Raw genomic sequence first — 22,923 nt, forward strand, 5'->3', positions numbered from 1 at the left:
GAACGATGTCCCTGGATCCCAGCCACACGCAGACCCCGCATCTGGGGCTCTTCGTCAGCGGCCTCTGCAAGAGCTACGGACCGGTCCAGGTCCTGGCCGATGCGAGCTTCGAGGTGCGGCCGGGCGAGGTCGTGGCGCTGCTTGGCGAAAATGGCGCAGGCAAGTCCACCGTTTCGAACATCATCGCCGGGTCGACCAAATCCGATGCCGGCACCATCACATGGCGGGGGAAGCCCTATTCCCCCGCCTCTCCCGCCGCGGCCATCGACGCCGGTGTCGGCATGATCCACCAGGAACTGAAGCTGCTGCCGGATCTGTCGGTCGCCGAGAACGTCTATGTCGGACGCCTGCCGATGCGCGGCGGCCGCATCGACCGCGCGGCTATGAATGCGCGGGCATCGGCCCAACTGAAGCGCCTCGGCCTCGATGTTTCGCCGGATCGCAAGGTGCGCACGCTGCGCATCGCCGCCCAGCAACAGGTCGAGATCGCCAAGGCACTGACGCTCAATGCCGAGCTTCTGATCTTCGACGAACCGACAGCCGCGCTTGGCAGCGAAGAAACGGAACTGTTGTTCCAGCAGATCCGCAAGCTCAAGGCGGAAGGCATGTCCTTCATCTATATCAGCCACCGGCTGGACGAGATCGCTGAGATCGCCGACCGCGTCGTCGTGATGCGCGACGGGCGCATCGTCGCCCGGCACGAGCGCGCCGACATCCCGGTGCGCACCGTGGTCGAGCAGATGGTCGGCCGCAGCGTCGAGCGGATGTTCCCGCCGCTCTCGGAACCGGGCAGCGAGACGTTGCTCGAAGTCGAGAACCTGTCCTCGCCGGAACGCAGCTTCCAGAATGTCAGCTTTTCGGTGCGGGCCGGTGAAATCCTCGGCATCGCCGGACTGATCGGCGCCGGCCGCACGGAGCTGGTGCGGGCGATTGCCGGCGCCGATCCGATTTCGTCCGGCTCGGTGCGTGTCGCCGGCAAACCGGTGCACCTCAATGACCCAGCGGCGGCGATCAAGGCCGGCGTCGTGCTGGTGCCGGAAGACCGCAAGGCGCAAGGCGTGGTGCTCGACCAGACCATCGGCGAGAATCTGGCGATCGGCAATTTCGACCATGTCGCGCCGAATGGATGGGTATTTCCGAAGGCGGTACAGAAATTCGCCGAGGCCGGCATCGGCCGGCTTGGCGTCAAGGGCCGGCCTAACCAGGCGATCAGCAAGCTTTCCGGCGGCAATCAGCAGAAGGTGATCATCGCCAAATGGATTTCACGGCCGCCCAAGGTGTTCATCCTGGACGAGCCGACACGCGGCATCGATGTCGGCGCCCGCGCCGCGATCTACGGCGTCATCGCCGACCTCGCCCGCTCCGGCATGGCGGTGGTGGTGGTAAGTTCCGACCTCGAGGAAGTGCTCGGCCTGTCGCATCGCGTGCTGGTGCTGAGCCGTGGCCGCCAGCGCGGCATTCTAGACCGCAGCGAGGCCAGCAACGTCACCGTCATGGAACTTGCCACAAGCTAGGACAGCTTAACGGAGCGAAACCGGGGAATCGGAATAAAGCGCAGCAGGTGGTATCCTCCCAAGCACCGGACCGCGCGGGGCGCCAGTCAAGGCTGGCGCCCTTTCCTTCCTAGGCAGCACCGGCGGCTCAACAGGAAACATTTCGATGAAACTATTCGATCTTCATGGAGAGGTAGCGCTGGTGACCGGCGCCGGCAGCGGCATCGGGCAAGCGATCGCCATCGGCCTGGCCGAGGCCGGCGCCGATATCGCCTGTTTCGGCCATGCCTCGAAAGGCGGACTGGACGAGACCGCGCACAAGATTTCGGCGCTCGGCCGCAAGGCACTGGTGCTGACCGGCACGGTGACTTCAGAGGCCGATCTCGCGGCGGCGATCGAACGCACGGAAGCCGAACTCGGCGCGCTGACCGTCGCCGTCAACAATGCCGGCATCGCCGGAGCCGAACCGGCGGAGACGCTGCCGCTGCAGACATGGCAGAAGCTCTACGACGTCAATGTCAGCGGCGTGTTCCTGTCCTGCCAGGCTGAGGCGCGCGCCATGCTCAAGCGGCGCAAGGGCTCGATCATCAACATCGCCTCGATGTCGGGGTCGATCGTCAATCGCGGCCTGACCCAGGCGCATTACAATTCGTCGAAGGCCGCCGTCATCCACATGTCGAAGAGCCTTGCCATGGAATGGGCCGATCGCGGCCTGCGCGTCAACGTCGTCAGCCCCGGCTACACGCTGACGCCGATGAACAAGCGGCCGGAGGTCGCCGACCAGGTCAGGATCTTCGAGCGCGACACGCCGATGGGGCGCATGGCGGCGCCGGAAGAGATGGTCGGCCCGACCGTGTTCCTGGCCAGCCGCGCCTCGAGTTTCGTCACCGGCATCGACCTGATCGTCGATGGCGGCTTCGTCTGCTGGTAGGAGAGAAAATGCAGAAGCGTTTCCAGGGAAAGACGGCGGTCATCACGGGCGCCAGCGGCGGCATCGGTGCGGCGATCGCCCGGCGCTTCGCGGCTGAGGGCGCGGCTGTCGTCGTCAGCGCCATCGACCCGCGCGTCGAAGAGGTCGCCGCCGGCCTGAAGGCAGAGGGCGCCAAAGTCGCATCGCTGCGCATGGACGTGACGAAGAAGGACGAGGTCGCTGCCCTCTACGATCTGGCCGAACAGCAGTTCGGCCGCGTCGACATCTCCGTGCAGAATGCCGGCGTCATCACCATCGCCAGGATCGAGGCGATGACCGAGGCCGAATGGGACAAGGTGATGGCGGTGAACACCAAGGGCGTGTTCCTGTGCTGCCAGGAGGCGATCGCGCGCATCCGCAAACATGGCGACGGCGGCAGGCTGATCAACACCGCATCCGGCCAGGCGCGCCAGGGTTTCATCTACACGCCGCACTATGCCGCCTCGAAATTCGGCGTCGTCGGCATCACCCAGAGCCTCGCCAAAGAAGTGGCAAAGGAGAAGATCACCGTCAACGCGATCTGTCCCGGCATCATCGACACCGACATGTGGGCCTACAACGACGCTGCGTGGGGCAAGCTGATGGGCGACTACAAACCGGGTGAGCTGATGGCCGAATGGGTGAAGAATATCCCGATGGGCCGCGCCGGCAGCGGCGAGGACGTTTCCGGCCTGGTCAGCTTTCTGGCCAGCAACGACGCCGCCTACATCACCGGCCAGACCGTCAATGTCGATGGCGGCCTGATCATGTCGTGAGCAACGGAGCAAGTTGACGCATCAATCTGCTGGATATTCGGCAGGCGGCGAAACTGCGGCCGAATTGCGCGGTCCGCGCTGCGTTAGTCGTTGCGCGACATGAACGTTGGTATATATAATTTCATCCCATGAAAATGGCTTCGGCGACCGCCGACAGCCGAAATCATGGGACCTTGATGGCTCGCAAGCTTGAGGGCGCCGCAAGACCGGCGATCGATCCGCGGATCACCGCTTCGGCAGCACGGCGGCCATGACGCGGTCCCGTCCCGCACGACAACTTCATCGAATTGGGCATCATTGCGTCTGCGGCGACTTTAGCGCCGACAGCAATTTGGTGCCAACGGACTTGCGCAACGACCAGCTTTTCCAACACAATCAAAAGACGCAAGAAGGGAACGAACGAGAACTTCCACCAGAGCTTGACAGGAGAACAAGCATGTCACTGCGGAGTATGATTTCGAGATTGTCAATGGGAGCCTTAACACTTGCCGCGGCAAGTGCACTGACGCCTTCGGCCCATGCGGCGGCGCCAGAATCCAATGATCCGATCAAGATCGCGCTGTTCGACTGGACCAGCGTCAACCTGAACGCAAAGATCCTCGGCGGCATTCTGGAAAAGCTCGGATACACGGTCGAGTACCCGACCGCCGACTATCTCTCCAGCCTGACCACCGGCCTCACCAATGGCGATCTCGCTGTCGCTCTGGAATTCTGGGACACGACTGCCGGCGAAGCCATGAAGGCCTCGGATGCGACCGGGCAGACCGAACGCCTCGGCAAGCTCGGGCCCAAGGCCAAGGAAGAATGGTGGTATCCCGAATACATGAAGGAGAAATGCCCGGGCCTGCCGAACTGGGAGGCGCTGAAGGACCCGAAATGCGCCGAAGCCTTCTCGACGGCGGAAACGGCGCCGAACGGCCGCTATCTCGGTGGTCCGGTGACGTGGGAAGGTTTTGACGACGAGCGTGGCGCGGCGCTGAAACTGCCCTTCACCGTCATCCATGCCGGCACCGACGCGGCGATGTTCGCCGAACTGGATTCGGCCTATCAGCGCAAGGCGCCGATCATGCTGTGGGTCTATTCGCCACATTGGGCGCCAGCTAAATACAAGGGCGAATGGGTCGAATTCCCCGACCATACGCCGGAATGCTACAACGACCCGAAATGGGGCGTGAACCCTGACGCGAAATACGACTGCGGCAAGCCGCATGGCGAGATCTGGAAATATTCCTGGGCCGGCATGAAGGACAAATGGCCGGTCGCCTACAAGGTCGCGAAAAACTACACGGTCGACACCGACGAGCTCAACAAGATGAGCGGCGAGATCGATCTCGAAGGCAAGACGCCGGAAGACGTCGCCGCTGCCTGGATCGCCGCCCACGAAGCCGACTGGAAAGCCTGGGCCGAGTGATCGTTCCAACTGGAAAACTGCGAGACCCGGCCCCTTGTGGCCGGGTCTCTATCCCATATTCCAGAAGGACGATTGCATGGCCGATACGACTGAACAGGTGCCGCAAGCGGCAGATGCCCGCCCGATAAAGCTCGCCTGCCGCAACGTCTGGAAGCTGTTCGGCGCGAACGCGGCCAATTTCATCCGCCAGCGCGACGGCAAGGCCAGCATGGCGGAGGTCGCCGCGGCCGGGCTGGTCGGCGCGGTGCGCGCCGTCGACCTCGAAATCCGACAGGGTGAGATCTTCATCATCATGGGCCTGTCCGGCTCCGGCAAATCGACGCTGGTGCGCTGCATGTCGCGGCTGGTCGAGCCGACGCATGGCAAGGTCGAGTTCGAGGGCAAGGATCTCCTCAAGATCTCCGATGCCGCGCTGATCGAGCTGCGACGCCACCGCATGGGCATGGTGTTCCAGAATTTCGCCCTGCTGCCGCATCTGAATGTGCTGGAGAACATCGCCTTTCCCTTGGGCATCCAGGGACAGGACCGGCCGACGCGCGAGAAGCGCGCGCGGGAAGTGATCGAGCTCGTCGGCCTGCGCGGCCGCGAGCATTTCTATCCGCGCGAGCTTTCCGGCGGCCAGCAGCAGCGTGTCGGGATCGCCCGCAGCCTCGCCACCAAGCCGGAGATCTGGTTTCTCGACGAGCCGTTCTCGGCGCTCGATCCGCTGATCCGCCGCGAGATGCAGGACGAGCTGATGCGGCTGCAGACGATGCTGCACAAGACTATCGTCTTCATCACCCATGATTTCGACGAGGCAATCCGGCTGGCCGACCGCATCGCCATCATGAAGGACGGCGAGGTCATCCAGATCGGCACGCCGGAAGAGCTGGTGGTCAATCCGGCGACCGACTATGTCGCCGAATTCACACGCGACGTCGACCGCGCCAAGGTGATCTCGGCGCGAAGCCTGATGCGCGCCTGCGACGGAACCGAGCATGGCGGCGTGGTCGCGCCGGATGCCAAGATATCAAGTTTTTCGGCGGATATCGTCTCGGCCGGCAAGCCGTTCGCGGTGGTCAACGGCACCGGCAAGCCGATCGGCGAAGTCACGCCGCAAGCGGTGATCGATCTTCTGGCAGGCATCGAACGTCCCGGGGCAAGCGCATGACGGTGACGGCAAGCACCAGCGAGGCGAGATCGCGGCCGGTTCAGATCTGGCTGGTGGTCTGGGCCTGCGCCCTTGCCGCGGTGCTTGCCGTGTTCCTGCTGCAGGACAGGCTGCCTTGGGCGGTCAACTATCCGGCCAGCGCAATCGTTCCGGTCGCCGACTGGGTCAGCGCGCTGATGAACCTGATAAAGTCGAACTTCTCCTGGCTGACGCGGTCGATCACCGCGGCGCTCGGCGTGCCGCTCGATTTCGCACTCAATCTGCTTGCCAAGAATTTCAAGATCGGCCGTGGCGCGGATATGATCATCTTACCGCGCCTATCCTGGGTCGGCGTGTGCATCGCTGCATTCCTGGCCGGCCGCGCCGCCGGTAGCTGGAAGCTCGGCGCGCTGGTCGGCGGCTGTTTTCTCTACATCGCGCTGTTCGGCCAATGGACCAGCGGAATGCTGACGCTCGGGCTGATCTCCATCGCCGTGCCGTTCTGCATCGTCACCGGATTGTTCGTCGGCATCTGGGCGTGGCGCAAGCCTTGGGCGGAGAGGCTGTTGATCTCCCCTGCCCTCGACCTGATGCAGACCATCCCGACCTTCGCCTATCTGATCCCGATGCTTCTGCTGTTCGGCAACAGCCCGGTTTCGGCGATGATCGCGACGGCCATTTTCGCCACGCCGCCAATGGTGCGCGCGACGATGCTGGGGCTGTCGCGGGTGCCGTCCGAAATCGACGATTTCAGCGAGATGGCCGGCTGCACGGCACGCCAGAAACTGTGGCGGGTGCTTTTGCCGTCGGCGCGTCCAGCGCTGATGGTCGGCGTCAATCAGGTCATCATGCTGGCGCTCAATATGGTGATCATCGCCTCGATGATCGGCGCCGGCGGCCTCGGCTATGACGTGCTGCTGGCGCTGCGCGCGCTAAAGGTCGGCGAGGCGATGGAAGCCGGCCTCGCCATCGTGGCACTGGCGATCGCGCTCGACCGGCTGAGCCAGGCAATCGCGCGCAATCACGCGAAGGGCCATGTCTATCAAATGGTCAGTCCGAGCTTCTGGCGCCGCTACCCCAACCTGACGCTGGCCATCGCCATCCTTGCCGTCACGACACTGCTAGGTCTGTTCGTGCCGGCGTTCGCCGCAGTGCCGAAGGCGATCACCTTCACCACCGCACCCATGTGGAAGACAGCAGTGAGCTGGATCACGATCAACTTCTTCGACACGATCGAAGCGTTCCGCGTGGCGCTGATCCTCAATGTGCTAAACCCGGTGCGCGCCTTCTGCGAGGGCTTCCCGTGGCTGGGCGCGGTGTTTCTGCTTGGCCTTGCCGGCTACCAGCTCGGCGGTCTGCGCCTCGCCGCCCTGGTCGCAGCGCTGACCGTCTTCTGCGCGGTAACCGGTCTCTGGGAAAAGACTATGGCGACAGTCTACCTCTGCGGCATCTCGGCCTTCATCGCTTGCCTGATCGGCATTCCGATCGGGCTGATGGCATCGCGCAGCGACCGCGTCGAGAAGGTCGTCACGCCGGTCATCGACACGCTGCAGGTACTGCCGTCGTTCTGCTTCATCATCCCGGTGGTGATGCTGTTCCGCGTCGGCGACGTGACGGCGATGATCGCGACGGTCGCCTTCGCCGTGGTGCCGGCCATCCGCTACACCAATTACGGCCTCCGGCAGGTGCCGCCGGCACTGATCGAGGCGGCAAAGGTGTCGGGCTGCACCAAGCGCCAGACGTTCCTGCGCGTGCAGCTGCCGCTGGCGTTGCCTGAGATCATGCTCGGCGTCAACCAGACGATCCTGATGGCGCTGGCGATGATCATCATCTGCGCCATGGTCGGCACGCGCGATCTCGGCCAGGAAGTGTTCATTGCGCTGTCCAAGGCCGATTCCGGCCGCGGCATCGTCGCCGGATTGGCCATCGCCTTCATAGGCATCATCGCCGACCGGCTGTTCAACGCCTGGACGGCGAAGGCACGGGCAAGGCTGGGATAGCCGGAAAATAGAGGATCGCGCGCCCCACCTTCGTCTTGCCCAAAATGCATCCCAAGCTGGCTTCATGCTGAAGCGTCCCACCGTGATTCTAGCCTTTCTCCTCATGCTTTCCGTCGCTGCTCACGGTGCGGACCGCCTGGAGGAGCGGCTTGAAAAGCTCTTTGATGAGGCCGAGCGCCTGACGCCGCTGCGCACGGTTGCCATCGCGCATGAGGGCGCGGTGGTGGCGGAGCGTGGCTATCGCGGCTACTCTCCGGCACGTCCTGCCAACATAAAATCCGCCTCCAAGTCGATCATCTCAGCGCTCGTCGGCATCGCCATCGACAAGGGCGTGCTCCAAGGCCCCGACCAGAAGATCGCTCCGCTTCTTCAGGGCGACCTGCCCGCCGTCGTGGATCCGCGGCTCCAGCAGGTTACGATCGGTCATCTGCTTTCCATGCAGGCAGGGCTGGGTCGGACCTCCGGCCCAAACTACGGGCGCTGGGTGGCAAGCGACAACTGGGTGCGGGCAGCGCTCGCCATGCCCTTCGACGACGAACCGGGCGGTACCATGCTCTATTCCACCGGCTCGACCCATCTCCTTTCGGCAATCCTGACGCGCCGGACCGGCCGCTCAACGCTGGAACTGGCGCGCGAATGGCTGGGGCCGCAGGAGGGCTTTTCCATCGCCGCCTGGGACCGCGACCCACAGGGCATCTATCTCGGCGGCAACCAGATAGCCATGAGCCCGCGCTCGCTGCTCGCCTTTGGCGAGCTCTACCGCAGCGGCGGGATGAGCCGCGGCGGACGGCAGCTCGTGCCGGCCGATTGGATCAAGCTCTCCTGGCAGCCACGCACCGCCTCCCGTTTCACCGGTGACGGTTATGGCTATGGTTGGTTCATGCGTCAGATCGCGGACGAAGCGGTCTTCTACGGGTGGGGGTATGGCGGGCAGATGGTCTATGTTGTGCCCGGGCGGGCGTTGACCGTGGTCATGACATCCGATGAAAACGGCCCCGCCGGCCGCAGCGGCCACCGCGACGATCTCCATGCCCTGCTCGAGCGGATCATTGAGGCGACGAAAGACGTGCGCGAGGCTCGCAGCAAGTAATGCATGTCGCGCAAAAGCGCGCAGTGGTTTTGCGATAACGAGATGCAGAAAAGAACTTAAGGCGCTTCGCATGAATCCATCCAAACGCGACGCGCTTTAGACCCTCTGCACAGCGGATTTGACGGGTTCGATGGGTTGCAAGCTGGGCAGGGTGTCAGCCCGGTGCGGCGAGGAAGCCGCTACTCCGCTGCGACCCCTTTCACCTCCAGATAGCTCTCCATCGAATCGTCCATCGCCTGCAGCCAGGCCGTGTGGTGCAGCGGCGCCATCGTGCCGGTCATCAACGAACGATAGGCATTGTCGCGGAACGTCATGATGTTCTCCACCTTGTGGTGCTCCCATTCCATGAAGGTCTGATTGGTCGCCTCGACGTCGAAGCCTGGATAGTCGGTCTGATCCATCAGCTCCTTGGTGTAGTCGCCCTGGAACCAGATCATCTGCTCGGCGTCCTGCAGCGTTTCCTCACGCGCCCGCCATTTCCTGCCGTGTTCCGCCATCACTTCTGCCGAAGGCAGCCTTATGCGGCCCATGATGACGTCGCGCGCGAACCAGGCCTGCGCGTCGAACATGTTGAAGGTGTAGAACTGGTCCTGCATGCCGATATAGGACAGCCGCGGGTTCTTCTCCCAGACGACGCCCGCGTAGAGCCCGTCCGGCCACATCCGGTTGGCGGTCTTGAGCTTCAGATCCTCGGTCAGGAATGGGAAGGAGTGGAGATAGCCGGTGCATAGGATGATTGCGTCGACATCCCTGGTGCTGCCGTCCTTGAAATGCGCGGTCTTGCCGACGACCTTCTGCAGCAGCGGCACTTCCTTCCAGTTGTCAGGCCATCTGAAGCCCATTGGCTTCGAGCGGTAGCTGGAGGTGATCGATTTGGCGCCGTATTTGTAGCATTGCGAGCCGATATCCTCGGCCGAATAGGAGCGGCCGATGATCAGGATGTCCTTGTCCTTGAATTCCATGGCGTCGCGGAAATCATGGCTGTGCAGGATGCGGCCATTGAAGCTCGAAAAGCCCTCGAAATAGGGAACGTTGGGTACGGAAAAATGCCCCGAGGCAATAACGACGTTGTCGAACTCTTCGGAATAGGTGACGTCGTTGGTGCGGTCATGCGCGGTGACTGTGAACTTTTTCGTCGTGTCGGAGAAGGTCACCATGCGAACCGGGCTGTTGAAGCGCACCCATTTGCGCACGTCGGATTTTTCGACGCGGCCCTTGATATAGTCCCACAGCACCGCGCGCGGCGGGTAGGAGCCGATCGGACGGCCAAAGTGCTCCTCAAACGTGTAGTCGGCGAATTCGAGGCATTCCTTCGGTCCGTTCGACCAGAGGTAGCGGTACATCGAGCCATGCACCGGGTCGCCATGCTCGTCGAGGCCGGTGCGCCAGGTGTAATTCCACAGGCCGCCCCAGTCGGACTGCTTTTCGAAGCAGACGATTTCCGGAATGTCCGCACCCTTGTCGGCCGCCGACTTGAAGGCTCGAAGCTGGGCCATGCCGGAAGGTCCGGCTCCGATGACGGCAACACGACTTTTCATTGCGGGCCTCCCGGTCTCATTTCTCTAACGAAACAAATTTCACTGACAGGACAGTAATTGCCCGTTCGATGCTGTCAACAGGCCTTCTGCTGAAACCACGTTTCAGCAGATCGGATTTTCAGCAAAACCGCTGGTGGCGGAAACCCGGAGAGTACGCCATTCGACATAAAGTGGCTTGCTGTCGCAGTTGCGCTCTGTATCCGCACTGAATATGTTCACCGTGAGTGAAATAAATCTGCAGAACGGGGTGGCGACATGGCGAAGAAAGCTTCCAATTTCAGGAATGGGGCAGCCGCCAAGGCCAAGCCATCGCCGAAGGGCGTGGCAATGATCCGGACGCCACTGACCCAGGACCCGCACGCTGTTCGCGACACCCGCGAAAAAGTCCTGGAGGTGGCGATCGGCCGCGAGGTGCGGGCGTTTCGCAAAAAACTCGGCATCACCGTCGCCGATCTTGCGGCTGCCACCGACATTTCGCTTGGCATGCTGTCGAAGATCGAAAACGGCATCACCTCGCCGTCGCTGACCACTTTGCAGGCGTTGTCGCGGGCGCTCGGCGTTCCGGTCACCGCCTTCTTTCGCCGCTTCGAGGAAGAGCGCAGCGCCGTCTTCGTCAAGGCCGGCGAAGGCCTCGACGTCGAGCGGCGCGGCACGCGTGCCGGCCACCAGTACAATCTGCTCGGCCATATCGGCTCCAACACCAGCGGCGTCGTCGTCGAGCCTTATCTGATCACGCTGACCGAGGATTCCGATGTGTTTCCGACATTCCAGCACGAAGGCATGGAGTTCCTCTACATGCTTGAAGGCGAGGTTACCTACCGCCACGGCAACAACCTCTATCCGATGAAGCCCGGCGACAGCCTGTTCTTCGACGCCGATGCGCCGCACGGACCGGAAGTGCTGACGCAACTGCCGATGCGCTATCTCTCGATCATCTGCTATCCGCAAAGCAGCGCGGGTTGAGAGCTCGATCTCCCCCTCGTGGGGGAGATGTCCGGCAGGACAGAGGGGGCGCACCATGGAACGCCAACCTCGCGCTTATCCTACGACCGGCAGGGAACCAGCTGAGGGTGCAGTTGCGATCGATTGAGAGGTCGGCGGGACAGCGCCCCCCTCTGCCCTGCCGGGCATCTCCCCCACGAGGGGGGAGATTGCCAGCTTAGGCGACGGCAGGTGTCAATCCGGGCCAAACCCCGGGCTCGTCGGGCTGCCGTCGTCGAGCTTCGAAAGCCATTCGACCAGCGTCGCGCGGTAGCGTGTCAGGCCTTTGTAGTTGGCGAGTTCTTCGGGAAGGTCGCGGATGACGCGGTGCAGGCGGCGCGCCCATTTCGGCTGCGTCACCAGCTCGTCCATTTTGATCAGGTAGCAGCGGATCGGGAAGACGATGCCGTTCGAGCGCGGCAGCCGCCAGAAGCTCTGCAATTCGACGCGCAGATGGACCTTGTCGCCAACGTTTTCGGGCGTCACCGTCGTCCGGTCCGGACCCCATTTGTGATAATTTTCCGGACTGGTGTCGAGGCGCGGATTGATGGTCATCGTCCAGTTCAGGCGCCGCGCCGGCTTGCCTTGCTGGATGTTGGTGAGGAATTTTAGCGCCCGGACGAATATGCCCTTCTCATGCGCCAGCGGCACCGGCGCGTGCCATTCGAAGAAGTTCATGCCGATGTCGAAATCGAGCGACCAGTCGGCCTGGGTGGTGACCATGCCGGCATCCATCCACAGATTGCCGTCGCGCTGGTCGAGGATGCAGAAATCGCCTTGTGATTGGCGCGTGATGTATTCCATCGGCCCATAGGGCAGTGTCGACACGTCGCCGAAGGTGAAGCTGTCGTCGATGCCGAGCGGCCGGTTTATCCAGCGCCATCTGTCGCCGTCGCGCGTCAGCGTGAAATGCTCGGGATAGCCTAAAGCCTGCTGTTCCATCAGAAGTTCGAGCAGGTCCCAGCCCGCCAGCGTCATGTGCGGCAGCGACTGGCAGCGCAGCGGGTCCTCCGCCAGCACCAGCGCGCGGTCCTGCATTTCGGCGACATAGTGCTCGTCGACGTCGATCAGGTTTTCGAGCACGCTGCCCTTCGGCCCGACGACATGCGGCTCTATATTGACCGCGTACATATAGCTGTCTTCGTGGAACGGGAATGGGAACCGCCTGATGTGCTCCGGGCTGTTCCTGAAGGTAAAATCGTTACGGAACGTTTCGTTACGAAAGGTGATGCCCAAGCTCCGCCTCCTATCTTTCCAGCACCAGCGACCCGCCCTCGAAGCGCGACACGCAAGGCATGATTTTCTTGCAGGATCGGTGCTCTTGCTCGCTCAGCCAGTGGTCGTTGTGGATGAATTTGCCGTCATGCGCGATGACATTGGTCTCGCACTGGCCGCAGACGCCGCCGCGGCAGAGATAGGGCGGATCGACGCCTGCCGCCTCGATCGCCTCGAGCAGGCTCTGCTGCTCGCCGACGCGGATCGTCTTGCCGCTGACCGCCAGCGTCACGTCGAACGGCGCGCCGGGCTGCGGCGCGGCGAAATGCTCGAAATGCACGGTTTCCGCCGGCCAGCCCAGCGCAGCGGCGCGATCGCACACCCAGCCGATCATGCCGGACGGGCCGCAGACGTAGAGATGCGTGCCAAGCGGCTGCGACGACAGCAGCCGGTCGAGCTCGATGCGCTCGTCGCGATCGTCGTGATAGAGCCTGACCCGGCGGTCGTAGCGCTCTCTCAGCACATCGGCATAGGTGCCGAGCGATGCGGTGCGGCAGGTGTAGTGCAGCTCGAAATTGCCGCCTTCCGCCGCCAGCTGCGCGGTCTGCGCCATGAACGGCGTGATGCCGATGCCGCCGGCCAGCATCAAATGCTTTCTGGCGCGCAGGTCGAGCGAGAACAGATTGACCGGATAGCTGATCACCATCTCCATGCCGGGCCTGACATGCCTGTGCATGAACAGCGAGCCGCCGCGGCCAACATCGTCGCGGCGCACCGAAATCGTGTACTCGCGCGTGTCGAGCGGCGAGCCCATCAGCGAATAGGGGTTGAGCCTGGTCCGCTCGCCGTCGCGCATCTCCACCACAACATGAGCGCCGCCGGAAAATGTCGGTAAAAGCTGCCCGTCGCGCCTGCGGAAATGAAAGCGCGTCACCAATTCGTTGACCGGGACGACATCGCTCACCACGACGTCAAGCTTGGTGGTGCCAGTGCTCATCGAAAGATCTCCTCCGTCGGAGGAATTTCGCTGCGGTCTTCCGCATTGATGCAGACGCCCTGGAATGCCGCCAGGCGCCTGGAATAGTGATCGCGTACCAGAAGAAGCAGGCCACAATGCGAACAGGTCGCCAGCTGTGTCGTCACGTTCTCGGTGATGCCCTTGCAATGGACGCATTGGATGCGGCGCGCCAGCGAGCCGCGGTGCTCGGTCTGGATCGAGGTGTGGTCGATGCCGGCTTCGAGCGCCGCCTGCATCGCCTGGCCGATCAGCCCCTCGGTGCCGGCGAGATAGAGGCGCAGGCCCATATGCGCGTTGGCGAGCGTCTGCTTCAGCCGCGGCAAGGCGCTGGCGAAGGTAGGCCCCTGGTAGAACTGCGCCGGCTTCAGCGCCTCGAGCGCCGCGACATGCTTGCCGTCATTGCCGGGGATGAAGATGATGTGGGCATCGGCAAAGAAGCCCGCCGGCGCCTTGGCGGCCAGGTCTGATATCGCCAGCCCACCTTCTGCATCCGCCACGAAAAGATGGTGCTTGCCGGGCTGCGGCGACAGGGTTCCGTAGACCGGCCGGCTGATGATGCTTTTCGCTGCCATCCTCCCAGTATGCCTCAGCCTTTCGCCGTGCGCTTGGTCTTCTTCGGATCATCGAACGGAAGCGGCTCAGCCGTCGCGCTGATGGCGCCACTCTGGTTGCGGATCTCGAGCCTGGTGCCCTGGACGGCGCAGTCGACGTCGAGCCGGGCAATGCCCATCGATTTCTTGACCAGCGGCGAATACATGGCACAGGTCACCACGCCGACTTTTTTGCCGTCGCGATAGACCGGCGCGCCCTCGTCGGCCGGCTCCCTGCCTTCGAGCAGCACGCCGAAGATCTTGAAGCGTTCTTTGCCCTTGAGGCGATAGTGCTCCTCGGCGCCGCGAAAGCCAGTCTTGCCGGGACTGACGGTGAAGTCGAGGCCGAGCTCCCACAGTGTGTCGCCGGGGCCTTCGTTCTCGAACGGATATTTCTGCGAATTGTCGTAGGGGTAGAACAAAAGGTAGCTCTCGACGCGCAGCATATCGAGCGTGGTGAACCGGCACGGGATGATACCGGCGCTCTTGCCTTCGTCGAGGATGGTGTCCCAGATGGTGCCGGCGTCCTGGCCACGGCAGAAGATCTCGTAGCCGCGTTCGCCGGTGTAGCCGGTGCGCGAGATCATCACGGGAAAACCGAACAGCCGGGTCTGCATGTGGTGGAAATAGTTGAGGTCGCGAATGCCCGGCACATGCTTTGCCAGATAATCGACTGATGTCGGCCCCTGCAGCGACAGGTCGTGCAGATTGTCGTCGAAGCGCAGCGAGACATCGCGACCCATGGCGGCCCGCTGCAACTCCTCATGGCCGGTGCCCGAACCATGCACGACCATCCAGGCATTCGGGCCGGTGCGGTAAAGGATGCAGTCGTCGGTGAACTTGCCGGCCTCGTTCAGCATGCAGGCATAGGCCGACTTGCCGGGATAGATCTTTTCCACGTCGCGCGTCGTCGCCAGGTCGATCAGATGCGAGGCATGCGGCCCAGTGATGTGGACCTTCTTCAGGCCCGACACGTCCATCAGCCCGGCCTTGGTGCGGATGGCGATGTATTCCTCGTCGGCGTCCTTGTCGTAGGTCCAGGCGGTGCCCATCCCGCTCCAGTCTTCGAGCTTCGAACCAAGCGCACGATGGCGATCCGCCAAGGTCGAAAATCTCCAGGATGCGGTCATGGACTTGCTTCTCCTCAACACGATTGCCGACGTTTCGCCGCTTCAGGGCATCGGAGCCATGCGACGGTCCGCGCCATATTGACTCAAAACTCCAAAAGCGCGCAATACTAAGATGCAAAAAGTTTTACTGAGAGGCAAGGAACGCACCTGAACGGAGGGGACATGACATGGAAGGGAATCTCAACGCTCTAACGACCATTTTCACGGAATTCTATTACTGGGTGACCATCGTCATGATGTTCCTGATCCATGTCGGGTTCTGCATGTACGAGGTCGGCGTGTCGCGTCGGCGCAATCATCTGAAAACGCTCATGAAGAACGCGATGGCGATTCCGCTCGTCACGATCACCTTCTATTTTTTCGGCTGGTGGATCTATTTCGGCTTCCCCAATGGGCCGGGCATCGCCGGCGGACTTGTCACCGCACCATTTGCCGAGCCATGGAATCCGCTGATGGGCACCCATCTCTCCGGTGTCAATCCAGGCGAGACCGGGGTCACGCCTACCGATGCCGCGCTGTGGCATCGCCTCAACGGCGTGTTCTGGGGCGCCTTCCTGTTTTCCATCACGACGGCGTCGATCATCTCGGGTTCGATCATAGAGCGCGTGCGCTCGGGTGCGTTCTGGATCGTCGCGGTGCTGGTCGGTTCGGTCCTGTGGATCCTCGACGCATCCTGGGGCTGGCATCCGCAAGGCTGGATGGTGAAACTCTGGGGCTACCATGACGCCTATGCATCGGGGGTCGTGCACGCGATCGCGGGCGGAGCGGCGCTCGCCTTTCTCATCGTGCTTGGTCCGCGCATTGGCAAGTTCAAGCCCGACGGCACGGCGCGCGAGATCCCGCCCCATAATGTTTGGCTGGTCACTATCGGCCTGTTCCTGATCTTCACCGGCTTCTGGGGCTTCTATGCCGCATGCAACATTCCGCTGATCAGCCCGGCCACGATTGCCGGCCAGATCACCGGCGAGACCTGGACGGCGACCAACATCTATCTCGCGCCGACGACGCTTTCGGCGATCACCTTCAACTTCCTGATGTCGCTGTCGGGCGGTATGCTGGCCGGCTACATCGTCTCCAAAGGCGACCCGTTCTGGACGTTTTCGATGGGGCTGTGCGGCGTTATCTCAACCTCGGCCGGCAACGACCTCTATCACCCGATCCAGGCACTGCTGATCGGCGCGATCGTCCCGAGCATCTGCTATAAGCTGCACTATTTCGTCGAGCGCCGCTTCAAGATCGACGATGCGGTGGGCGCCGTCGCCGTGCACGGTTACGGCGGCTTCCTCGGGGTCGTGGTGGCGGGCTTTATGCTGTGGGGACAGCCGTCCTCGCCCTATGAGGGCTTCGCGCACATCAACCCGCTCGGCAATTTCGCTGGTGCGGTGCTGATGTTCGTGCTCGGCTTCGTCCCCACCTTCATAGTTTGCAAGATCCTCAACAGCATGAACCTCCTGCGCGTACCGGCGAAGGTGGAACTCGAGGGCGTCGACTTTGCCCTTAACCATGCGTTTGAGGCGTCGGTCCGCGAAGTGGGAGCCGCCGAAAAAGCCATGATCAAATAGTCAACGGGCAAGGAGAACCGCAATGTCTACCAATGGAATGGAAAGCTGGGCTGTGGACCTCAAGGACGTCGGCGCGATCTACCCGTTTCAGGGTTCCGAAGTCGTGATGGTGATCATCGGCCTCGTCTTCTGGATCGGGTGGCACGTTCTTCAGACGCGCCAGGAGAACGCTGAGATCGAGGCCGATATGGCTGCGGATCGCACCGGGGATGAGACGAGAAGGGCAATCGACCGCCATTAAGTCGCCGACGGTCGTCTGGCGCGTCATTTGCGCCAGACGACTTGTCCAAGATGAAAAAAACTTTCATACGAGTTGAATTCGACTCATGAAGCTGGTAGCAGCTAAATCATACCTCATCTCGGGAGCCTGACATGTGCGGAATCGTCGGACTGTTTTTGAAGGACAAGTCGCTCGAGCCCCGGCTCGGCTCGATGCTTTCGGAGATGCTGATCTCGCTCAGCGATCGCGGTCCCGACAGCGCCGGCATCGCCATCTATGGAGCGCCATCCGGCAACGAGGCCAAGATCACCATCCAGTCGGCCAAGCCGGAGCACGATTTCCGCAACCTCGACGCCGAACTCGCCAGGGCGATCGGAACGCCGGTGAACATCGCAGTGAAATCGACGCATGCGGTCGTCAGGACCACGCCCGACAAGATCGATGAAGTGCGCGAGGCCATCCAGGCGCTGCGCCCCGATATCCGCACCATGGGCGCCGGCGACGTCGTCGAAATCTACAAGGAGGTCGGCTTGCCCGAAGCGGTCGTCGATCGCTTCGACGTGCGCAGCATGACCGGTACGCACGGCATCGGCCACACCCGTATGGCGACGGAATCGGCGGTGACGACGATGGGCGCGCATCCGTTCTCGACCGGCGCCGACCAGTGTCTGGTGCATAATGGCTCGCTCTCCAATCACAACAATGTCCGTCGCGAGCTGATCCGCGAAGGCATGAAATTCGAGACCGAGAACGACACCGAAGTCGCGGCCGCCTATCTCTCCTCGCAGATGGCGCATGGCAAGAATCTCGGCGAGGCGCTGGAAGGCACGCTGAGCGACCTCGACGGCTTCTTCACCTTTGTCGTTGGCACCAAGAACGGCTTCGGCGTGGTGCGCGATCCGATCGCCTGCAAGCCTGCCGTCATGGCCGAGACCGACCAGTATGTCGCCTTCGGCTCGGAATATCGCGCGCTCACCAAGCTGCCCGGCATAGATAATGCGAGGGTCTGGGAACCCGAGCCCGCAACCGTCTATTTCTGGGAGCATTGAGTTCATGTCGGCAATCAACGTCTCCAAGGTACTCGACCAGAGCCATGCGTCACGAGTCTTCGACCTGGCCGAGATGCCGCTGCGCGAGCTCAACCGGGCGCTTCATAATTTGACCCTCGGTTCGAACGAGACCGCCTGGGAAGTGCTCAATCCGAAAGGCAGCCATTCGGTCGCCGTCGGCGTCGACCAGCCGGTCACTATCGATGTCCGCGGCAGTGTCGGCTATTATTGCGGCGGCATGAACGACGGCAGCGCCATCACCGTGCATGGCTCGGCCGGACCCGGCGTTGGCGAAAACATGATGTCGGGTTCGATAACGGTGAAAGGCGACGCCAGCCAATATGCCGGCGCCACCGGTAGGGGCGGGCTGCTGGTCATTGAGGGTAACGCGTCGTCGCGCTGCGGCATTTCGATGAAGGGCATCGACATCGTCGTACATGGCAATATCGGCCACATGTCGGCCTTCATGGCGCAGTCCGGCAATCTGGTGGTGCTGGGCGATGCCGGCGACGCGCTCGGCGATTCCATCTACGAGGCGCGGCTCTTCGTGCGCGGCAAGGTCGGCAGCCTCGGCGCCGACTGCATTGCCAAGGAGATGCGGTCCGAGCATCTGGAATTGCTGCAAGGCCTGCTCGACCGCGCTGGGGTGACCGGCGTCAAAGCGGCGGAATTCACGCGTTACGGCTCGGCGCGCACGCTCTACAATTTCAACATCGACAACGCCGACGCGTATTGAGGCAGCATGACCTATCGCAACCCGCCGACGACGCCGCGCAAATCAGCGACCTTCGACGACTACACGCTTTCCGAGATCCGCCGCGCCGCGGCGACCGGCATCTATGATATTCGCGGCGCCGGCGCCAAGCGCAAGCTGCCGCATTTCGACGACCTGCTGGTGCTCGGCGCCTCGATCTCGCGCTATCCGCTGGAAGGCTATCGCGAGCGCTGCGACACTGGCGTGGTGCTGGGTTCGCGCCATGCGAAAAAGCCGATCGAGCTGAAAATCCCGATCACCATCGCCGGCATGAGTTTTGGCTCGCTGTCCGGTCCGGCCAAGGAAGCGCTCGGCCGCGGCGCGACGCTGTCGGGCACCTCGACGACGACCGGCGACGGCGGCATGACCGAGGAAGAGCGCGGCCATTCCAAGACGCTGGTCTACCAATATCTGCCGTCGCGTTACGGGATGAACCCGCGCGATTTGCGACGGGCGGATGCGATCGAGATCGTCATCGGCCAGGGCGCCAAGCCCGGCGGCGGCGGCATGCTGCTTGGCCAGAAGATCTCCGACCGTGTCGCCGAAATGCGCACGCTGCCGAAGGGTATCGACCAGCGCTCGGCCTCGCGCCACCCCGACTGGACCGGACCCGACGATCTCGAGATCAAGATCCTGGAACTGCGTGAAATCACCGACTGGGAAAAGCCGATCTACGTCAAGGTCGGCGGCGCGCGGCCCTATTACGACACAGCCCTTGCGGTGAAATCAGGCGCTGATGTCGTCGTGATCGACGGCATGCAGGGCGGCACCGCCGCAACCCAGGAAGTATTCATCGAGAATGTCGGCCAGCCGACGCTTGCCTGCATCAGGCCGGCGGTGCAGGCACTGCAGGATCTCGGCATGCATCGCAAGGTGCAGCTGATCATCTCGGGCGGCATCCGCAATGGCGCCGATGTCGCAAAGGCGCTGGCGCTCGGCGTCGATGCGGTGTCGATCGGCACCGCAGCACTGGTCGCGCTCGGCGACAACGATCCGCGCTGGGAGGCCGAATACAACGAACTCGGCACCACCGCCGGCGCCTATGACGACTGGCATGAGGGGCGCGACCCGGCCGGCATCACCACGCAGGATCCCGAACTGATGGAGCGGCTCGACCCAATCGCCGCCGGGCGACGCCTGGCCAACTACCTGAAGGTGATGACGCTGGAGGCGCAGACGATTGCCCGCGCCTGCGGCAAGAACAGCCTGCACAATCTCGAGCCCGAGGATCTCGTCGCGCTCACGATCGAAGCCGCCGCCATGGCCGGCGTGCCGCTGGCCGGGACCAACTGGATACCGGGGAAGAACGGCTTCTGATATCAAACTACCAAATACCAATAAGCGAGGAACTATAATGGGGAACGATCTCGCCGCCTTCGCCAAAGGGAACGGCGTCAAATATTTCATGATTTCCTACACCGACCTGTTCGGTGGGCAGCGCGCCAAGCTGGTTCCGGCGCAAGCCATCGCCGACATGCAGAAGGACGGTGCAGGCTTTGCCGGCTTTGCGACCTGGCTCGACCTGACGCCGGCGCATCCCGACATGCTGGCGGTGCCGGATCCGGATTCGGTCATCCAGCTGCCGTGGAAGCCGGAAGTCGCATGGATTGCTGCCACTTGCATGATGAACGAAAAATCGGTCGAGCAGGCGCCGCGCAACACGCTGAGGCGGCTGATTGCCGAGGCGGCGGGCGACGATATGCATGTCAAGACCGGCGTCGAGGCCGAGTTCTTCCTGATCTCGCCGGACGGCAAGACGATTTCCGACGAATACGACACGGCGTCAAAGCCCTGCTACGACCAGCAGGCGGTGATGCGGCGCTACGATGTCATCGCCGAGATCTGCGACCACATGCTGGCGCTCGGCTGGGGCCCCTACCAGAACGACCATGAGGACGCCAACGGCCAGTTCGAGATGAACTGGGCCTTCGACGATGCACTGGCGACCGCCGACAAGCATTCCTTCTTCAAGTTCATGGTCAAATCTGTTGCAGAAAAGCACGGCCTGCGCGCCACGTTCATGCCAAAACCATTCCCCGGCCTGACCGGCAATGGCTGCCACGCCCACATCTCGGTGTGGGACAAGGACGGCAAGACCAATGTCTTTGCCGACAACGCCATGGAGCTTGGCCTGTCGGCGAAGGGCAAGAATTTTCTCGGCGGCATCATGAAGCATGCCTCAGCACTTGCCGCGATCACCAACCCGACCGTCAATTCCTACAAGCGTATCAATGCGCCGCGCACTATTTCGGGCGCCACCTGGGCGCCGAACTCTGTGACATGGACCGGCAACAACCGCACCCACATGGTGCGCGTGCCCGGCCCCGGACGCTTCGAGCTGCGCCTGCCCGACGGCGCGGCAAACCCTTATCTGCTGCAGGCCGTCATCATCGCCGCCGGCCTCGACGGCATCCGCTCGAAGGCCGATCCCGGCAGGCGCTACGACATCGACATGTACCAGTTCGGTCATACGGTGGAGGGCGCGCCGAAGCTGCCGCTCAACTTGCTCGATGCATTGCGCGAGTTCGACAACGACAAATCGCTCAAGGCGGCGCTGGGTGAGGAATTCTCGTCGGCTTATCTAAAGCTGAAGCACCAGGAATGGAATTCCTATGCTTCCCACTTCACCCAGTGGGAGCGTGACCACACGCTGGATATCTAGAGCATCGGAACGAAAAGCGTGAAGCGGTTTTCGGATGATTCCGATGCGTCAAGAAAGGTCCTGCGTGGCGCGAGCGACCTCGGAATAGATTTATGAAATACTCGATCTTCTCCCTCGCCCGCGCCGCATTTTCCGGCCACAAGACCTGGCAGCGCACCTGGCGCGACGCCAGCGTGAAGGACCGCTACGACGTGGTGATCATCGGCGGCGGCGGTCACGGCCTGGCGACGGCATGGTTTCTCGCCAGTGAGTACGGCATCAGGAATGTCGCCGTGCTCGAAAAGGGCTGGATCGGCTCCGGCAATGCCGGCCGCAACACCACCATCATCCGCTCCAATTACGGGCTGCCCGGCAATACCGGCTTCTACGAGCTGTCGATGAAGCTGTGGGAGCGCATGGAGCAGGACCTGAACTACAACACGATGGTCAGCCAGCGCGGCGTCATCAACCTCTATCATTCCGACGCGCAGCGCGACGCCTATGCGCGGCGCGGCAACACCATGCGCATCAACGGCATCGATGCCGAACTCTTGGACCTTGCCGCGGTCAAGAAGATGATGCCGTTCCTGAACTTCGACAATGCACGCTTTCCCGTGCAAGGCGGCCTGCTGCAGCGCCGCGGCGGCACGGCACGCCACGACGCGGTGGTCTGGGGCTATGCTCATGCGGCGAGCGCGCTCGGTGTCGACATCATCGAGAACTGCGAGGTGACAGGTTTTGCGCGCGACGCCAACGGCAAGGTGACCGGCGTCGAGACGTCGCGCGGCACAATCGGCGCCGGCAAGGTCGGCATGGCCGTTGCCGGCAGTTCGTCGCGCGTCGCGGCGATGGCTGGACTGCGCCTGCCGATCGAGAGCCACGTGCTGCAGGCCTTCGTTTCCGAGGCGATCAAGCCGCTGATCCCCAATGTCATGACCTTCGGCGCCGGCCATTTCTACGTCAGCCAGTCCGACAAGGGCGGACTGGTCTTCGGCGGCGACATAGACGGCTACAATTCCTATGCCCAGCGCGGCAATTTGCCTGTGATGGAAGACGTCTGCGAGGGCGGCATGGCGCTTATGCCGATGATCGGTCGCGTGCGCCTCTTGCGCCAGTGGGGCGGCATCATGGACATGTCGATGGACGGCTCGCCGATCATCGACAAGACCCCGGTGGACGGGCTCTATCTCAATGCCGGCTGGTGTTATGGCGGCTTCAAGGCAACGCCCGGCTCCGGCCTTGTGTTTGCCCATCTTTTGGCCCGCGAGGAACTGCACAAGGAGGCCGCGCGCTTCCGCCTCGACCGGTTCCGGCGGGGTGCTGTGATCGATGAAAAGGGCGTCGGCGCCCAACCTAACCTGCACTGAGGACGGTCCA

General features: G+C 62.7%; 20 protein-coding genes. 15 read left to right on the forward strand and 5 right to left on the reverse strand.

The genetic code is table 11. The features are described from left to right. Nucleotides 1-5: 5 nt before the first annotated feature. The 7 genes from IHQ72_RS30675 (at nt 6) to IHQ72_RS30705 (ending at nt 8,848) form a co-directional block, all read left to right on the forward strand. A complete protein-coding gene (locus tag IHQ72_RS30675; RefSeq protein WP_258119341.1) occupies nt 6-1,514 on the forward strand; it encodes a sugar ABC transporter ATP-binding protein in 1,509 nt (502 codons plus the stop codon). A 145-nt stretch (nt 1,515-1,659) separates the two neighbouring features. Further along, nucleotides 1,660-2,424 (forward strand): SDR family oxidoreductase, encoded by a 765-nt coding sequence (locus tag IHQ72_RS30680; protein ID WP_258119342.1) that lies wholly within the window; start codon nt 1,660-1,662, stop codon nt 2,422-2,424. 8 nt (nt 2,425-2,432) lie between these two features. Then, nucleotides 2,433-3,218, forward strand: a complete 786-nt coding sequence (locus IHQ72_RS30685) for an SDR family oxidoreductase (RefSeq protein ID WP_258119343.1) — start codon at nt 2,433-2,435, stop codon at nt 3,216-3,218. A gap of 436 nt (nt 3,219-3,654) precedes the next feature. Beyond that, entirely contained in the window at nt 3,655-4,629 is a 975-nt protein-coding gene (locus tag IHQ72_RS30690; RefSeq protein ID WP_258119344.1) for an ABC transporter substrate-binding protein, read from the forward strand. Nucleotides 4,630-4,705: 76 nt separating this feature from the next. Further along, nucleotides 4,706-5,779: a quaternary amine ABC transporter ATP-binding protein gene (locus IHQ72_RS30695; RefSeq protein ID WP_258119345.1), complete on the forward strand. Its 1,074-nt coding sequence runs from the start codon at nt 4,706-4,708 to the stop codon at nt 5,777-5,779. Further along, complete coding sequence (locus IHQ72_RS30700) at nt 5,776-7,758, forward strand: ABC transporter permease (protein WP_258119347.1); 1,983 nt, start codon at nt 5,776-5,778, stop codon at nt 7,756-7,758. Before IHQ72_RS30695 ends, IHQ72_RS30700 begins: the two co-directional genes overlap by 4 nt. 64 nt (nt 7,759-7,822) lie before the next feature. After that, on the forward strand, nt 7,823-8,848 hold the full coding sequence (locus IHQ72_RS30705) for a serine hydrolase domain-containing protein (protein WP_258119348.1): 1,026 nt from the start codon (nt 7,823-7,825) through the stop codon (nt 8,846-8,848). Nucleotides 8,849-9,027: 179 nt separating this feature from the next. Here the strand turns inward: IHQ72_RS30705 and IHQ72_RS30710 are convergent, their stop codons facing one another. Beyond that, a complete protein-coding gene (locus IHQ72_RS30710) occupies nt 9,028-10,386 on the reverse strand; it encodes a trimethylamine monooxygenase (RefSeq protein ID WP_258119349.1) in 1,359 nt (452 codons plus the stop codon). A gap of 255 nt (nt 10,387-10,641) precedes the next feature. Here IHQ72_RS30710 and IHQ72_RS30715 point away from each other — a divergent pair, with 255 nt between their 5' ends. Next, complete coding sequence (locus IHQ72_RS30715) at nt 10,642-11,349, forward strand: helix-turn-helix domain-containing protein (protein WP_258119350.1); 708 nt, start codon at nt 10,642-10,644, stop codon at nt 11,347-11,349. Between the two features lie 213 nt (nt 11,350-11,562). Here IHQ72_RS30715 and IHQ72_RS30720 read toward each other — a convergent pair whose 3' ends face one another. Genes IHQ72_RS30720 through IHQ72_RS30735 form a run of 4 tightly spaced genes read right to left on the reverse strand, consistent with a single transcriptional unit; the run spans nt 11,563 to nt 15,320 of the window. Further along, nucleotides 11,563-12,603, reverse strand: a complete 1,041-nt coding sequence (locus IHQ72_RS30720) for a heme-dependent oxidative N-demethylase family protein (RefSeq protein ID WP_258119351.1) — start codon at nt 12,601-12,603, stop codon at nt 11,563-11,565. Nucleotides 12,604-12,613: 10 nt separating this feature from the next. Further along, the gene (locus IHQ72_RS30725; protein WP_258119353.1) at nt 12,614-13,579 is read right to left on the reverse strand and encodes a PDR/VanB family oxidoreductase; all 966 of its coding nucleotides are present in this window, start codon (nt 13,577-13,579) and stop codon (nt 12,614-12,616) included. Beyond that, a complete protein-coding gene (locus tag IHQ72_RS30730) occupies nt 13,576-14,172 on the reverse strand; it encodes a dimethylamine monooxygenase subunit DmmA family protein (protein WP_258119354.1) in 597 nt (198 codons plus the stop codon). The genes IHQ72_RS30725 and IHQ72_RS30730 overlap by 4 nt, the downstream gene beginning before the upstream one ends. A gap of 14 nt (nt 14,173-14,186) precedes the next feature. Beyond that, nucleotides 14,187-15,320, reverse strand: coding sequence for an aminomethyl transferase family protein (locus IHQ72_RS30735; RefSeq protein ID WP_258119356.1), 1,134 nt, complete (start codon nt 15,318-15,320; stop codon nt 14,187-14,189). A gap of 167 nt (nt 15,321-15,487) precedes the next feature. Here IHQ72_RS30735 and IHQ72_RS30740 point away from each other — a divergent pair, with 167 nt between their 5' ends. The 7 genes from IHQ72_RS30740 (at nt 15,488) to IHQ72_RS30770 (ending at nt 22,913) form a co-directional block, all read left to right on the forward strand. Continuing rightward, nucleotides 15,488-16,882: an ammonium transporter gene (locus IHQ72_RS30740; protein WP_258119357.1), complete on the forward strand. Its 1,395-nt coding sequence runs from the start codon at nt 15,488-15,490 to the stop codon at nt 16,880-16,882. A gap of 22 nt (nt 16,883-16,904) precedes the next feature. Next, nucleotides 16,905-17,123: a hypothetical protein gene (locus IHQ72_RS30745; RefSeq protein WP_258119358.1), complete on the forward strand. Its 219-nt coding sequence runs from the start codon at nt 16,905-16,907 to the stop codon at nt 17,121-17,123. 131 nt (nt 17,124-17,254) lie between these two features. Continuing rightward, a complete protein-coding gene (locus IHQ72_RS30750) occupies nt 17,255-18,151 on the forward strand; it encodes a class II glutamine amidotransferase (protein ID WP_258119359.1) in 897 nt (298 codons plus the stop codon). Nucleotides 18,152-18,155: 4 nt separating this feature from the next. After that, entirely contained in the window at nt 18,156-18,887 is a 732-nt protein-coding gene (locus tag IHQ72_RS30755; RefSeq protein WP_258119360.1) for a GXGXG domain-containing protein, read from the forward strand. Nucleotides 18,888-18,893: 6 nt separating this feature from the next. Then, nucleotides 18,894-20,222 (forward strand): FMN-binding glutamate synthase family protein, encoded by a 1,329-nt coding sequence (locus IHQ72_RS30760; RefSeq protein WP_258119361.1) that lies wholly within the window; start codon nt 18,894-18,896, stop codon nt 20,220-20,222. Between the two features lie 37 nt (nt 20,223-20,259). After that, on the forward strand, nt 20,260-21,567 hold the full coding sequence (gene glnT, locus IHQ72_RS30765) for a type III glutamate--ammonia ligase (RefSeq protein WP_258119362.1): 1,308 nt from the start codon (nt 20,260-20,262) through the stop codon (nt 21,565-21,567). Between the two features lie 92 nt (nt 21,568-21,659). Next, on the forward strand, nt 21,660-22,913 hold the full coding sequence (locus IHQ72_RS30770; protein ID WP_258119363.1) for a sarcosine oxidase subunit beta family protein: 1,254 nt from the start codon (nt 21,660-21,662) through the stop codon (nt 22,911-22,913). Nucleotides 22,914-22,923: the final 10 nt, after the last annotated feature.

It is taken from the genome of Mesorhizobium onobrychidis (genome assembly GCF_024707545.1).
GTDB classification, from domain to species: Bacteria; Pseudomonadota; Alphaproteobacteria; order Rhizobiales; family Rhizobiaceae; genus Mesorhizobium; species Mesorhizobium onobrychidis.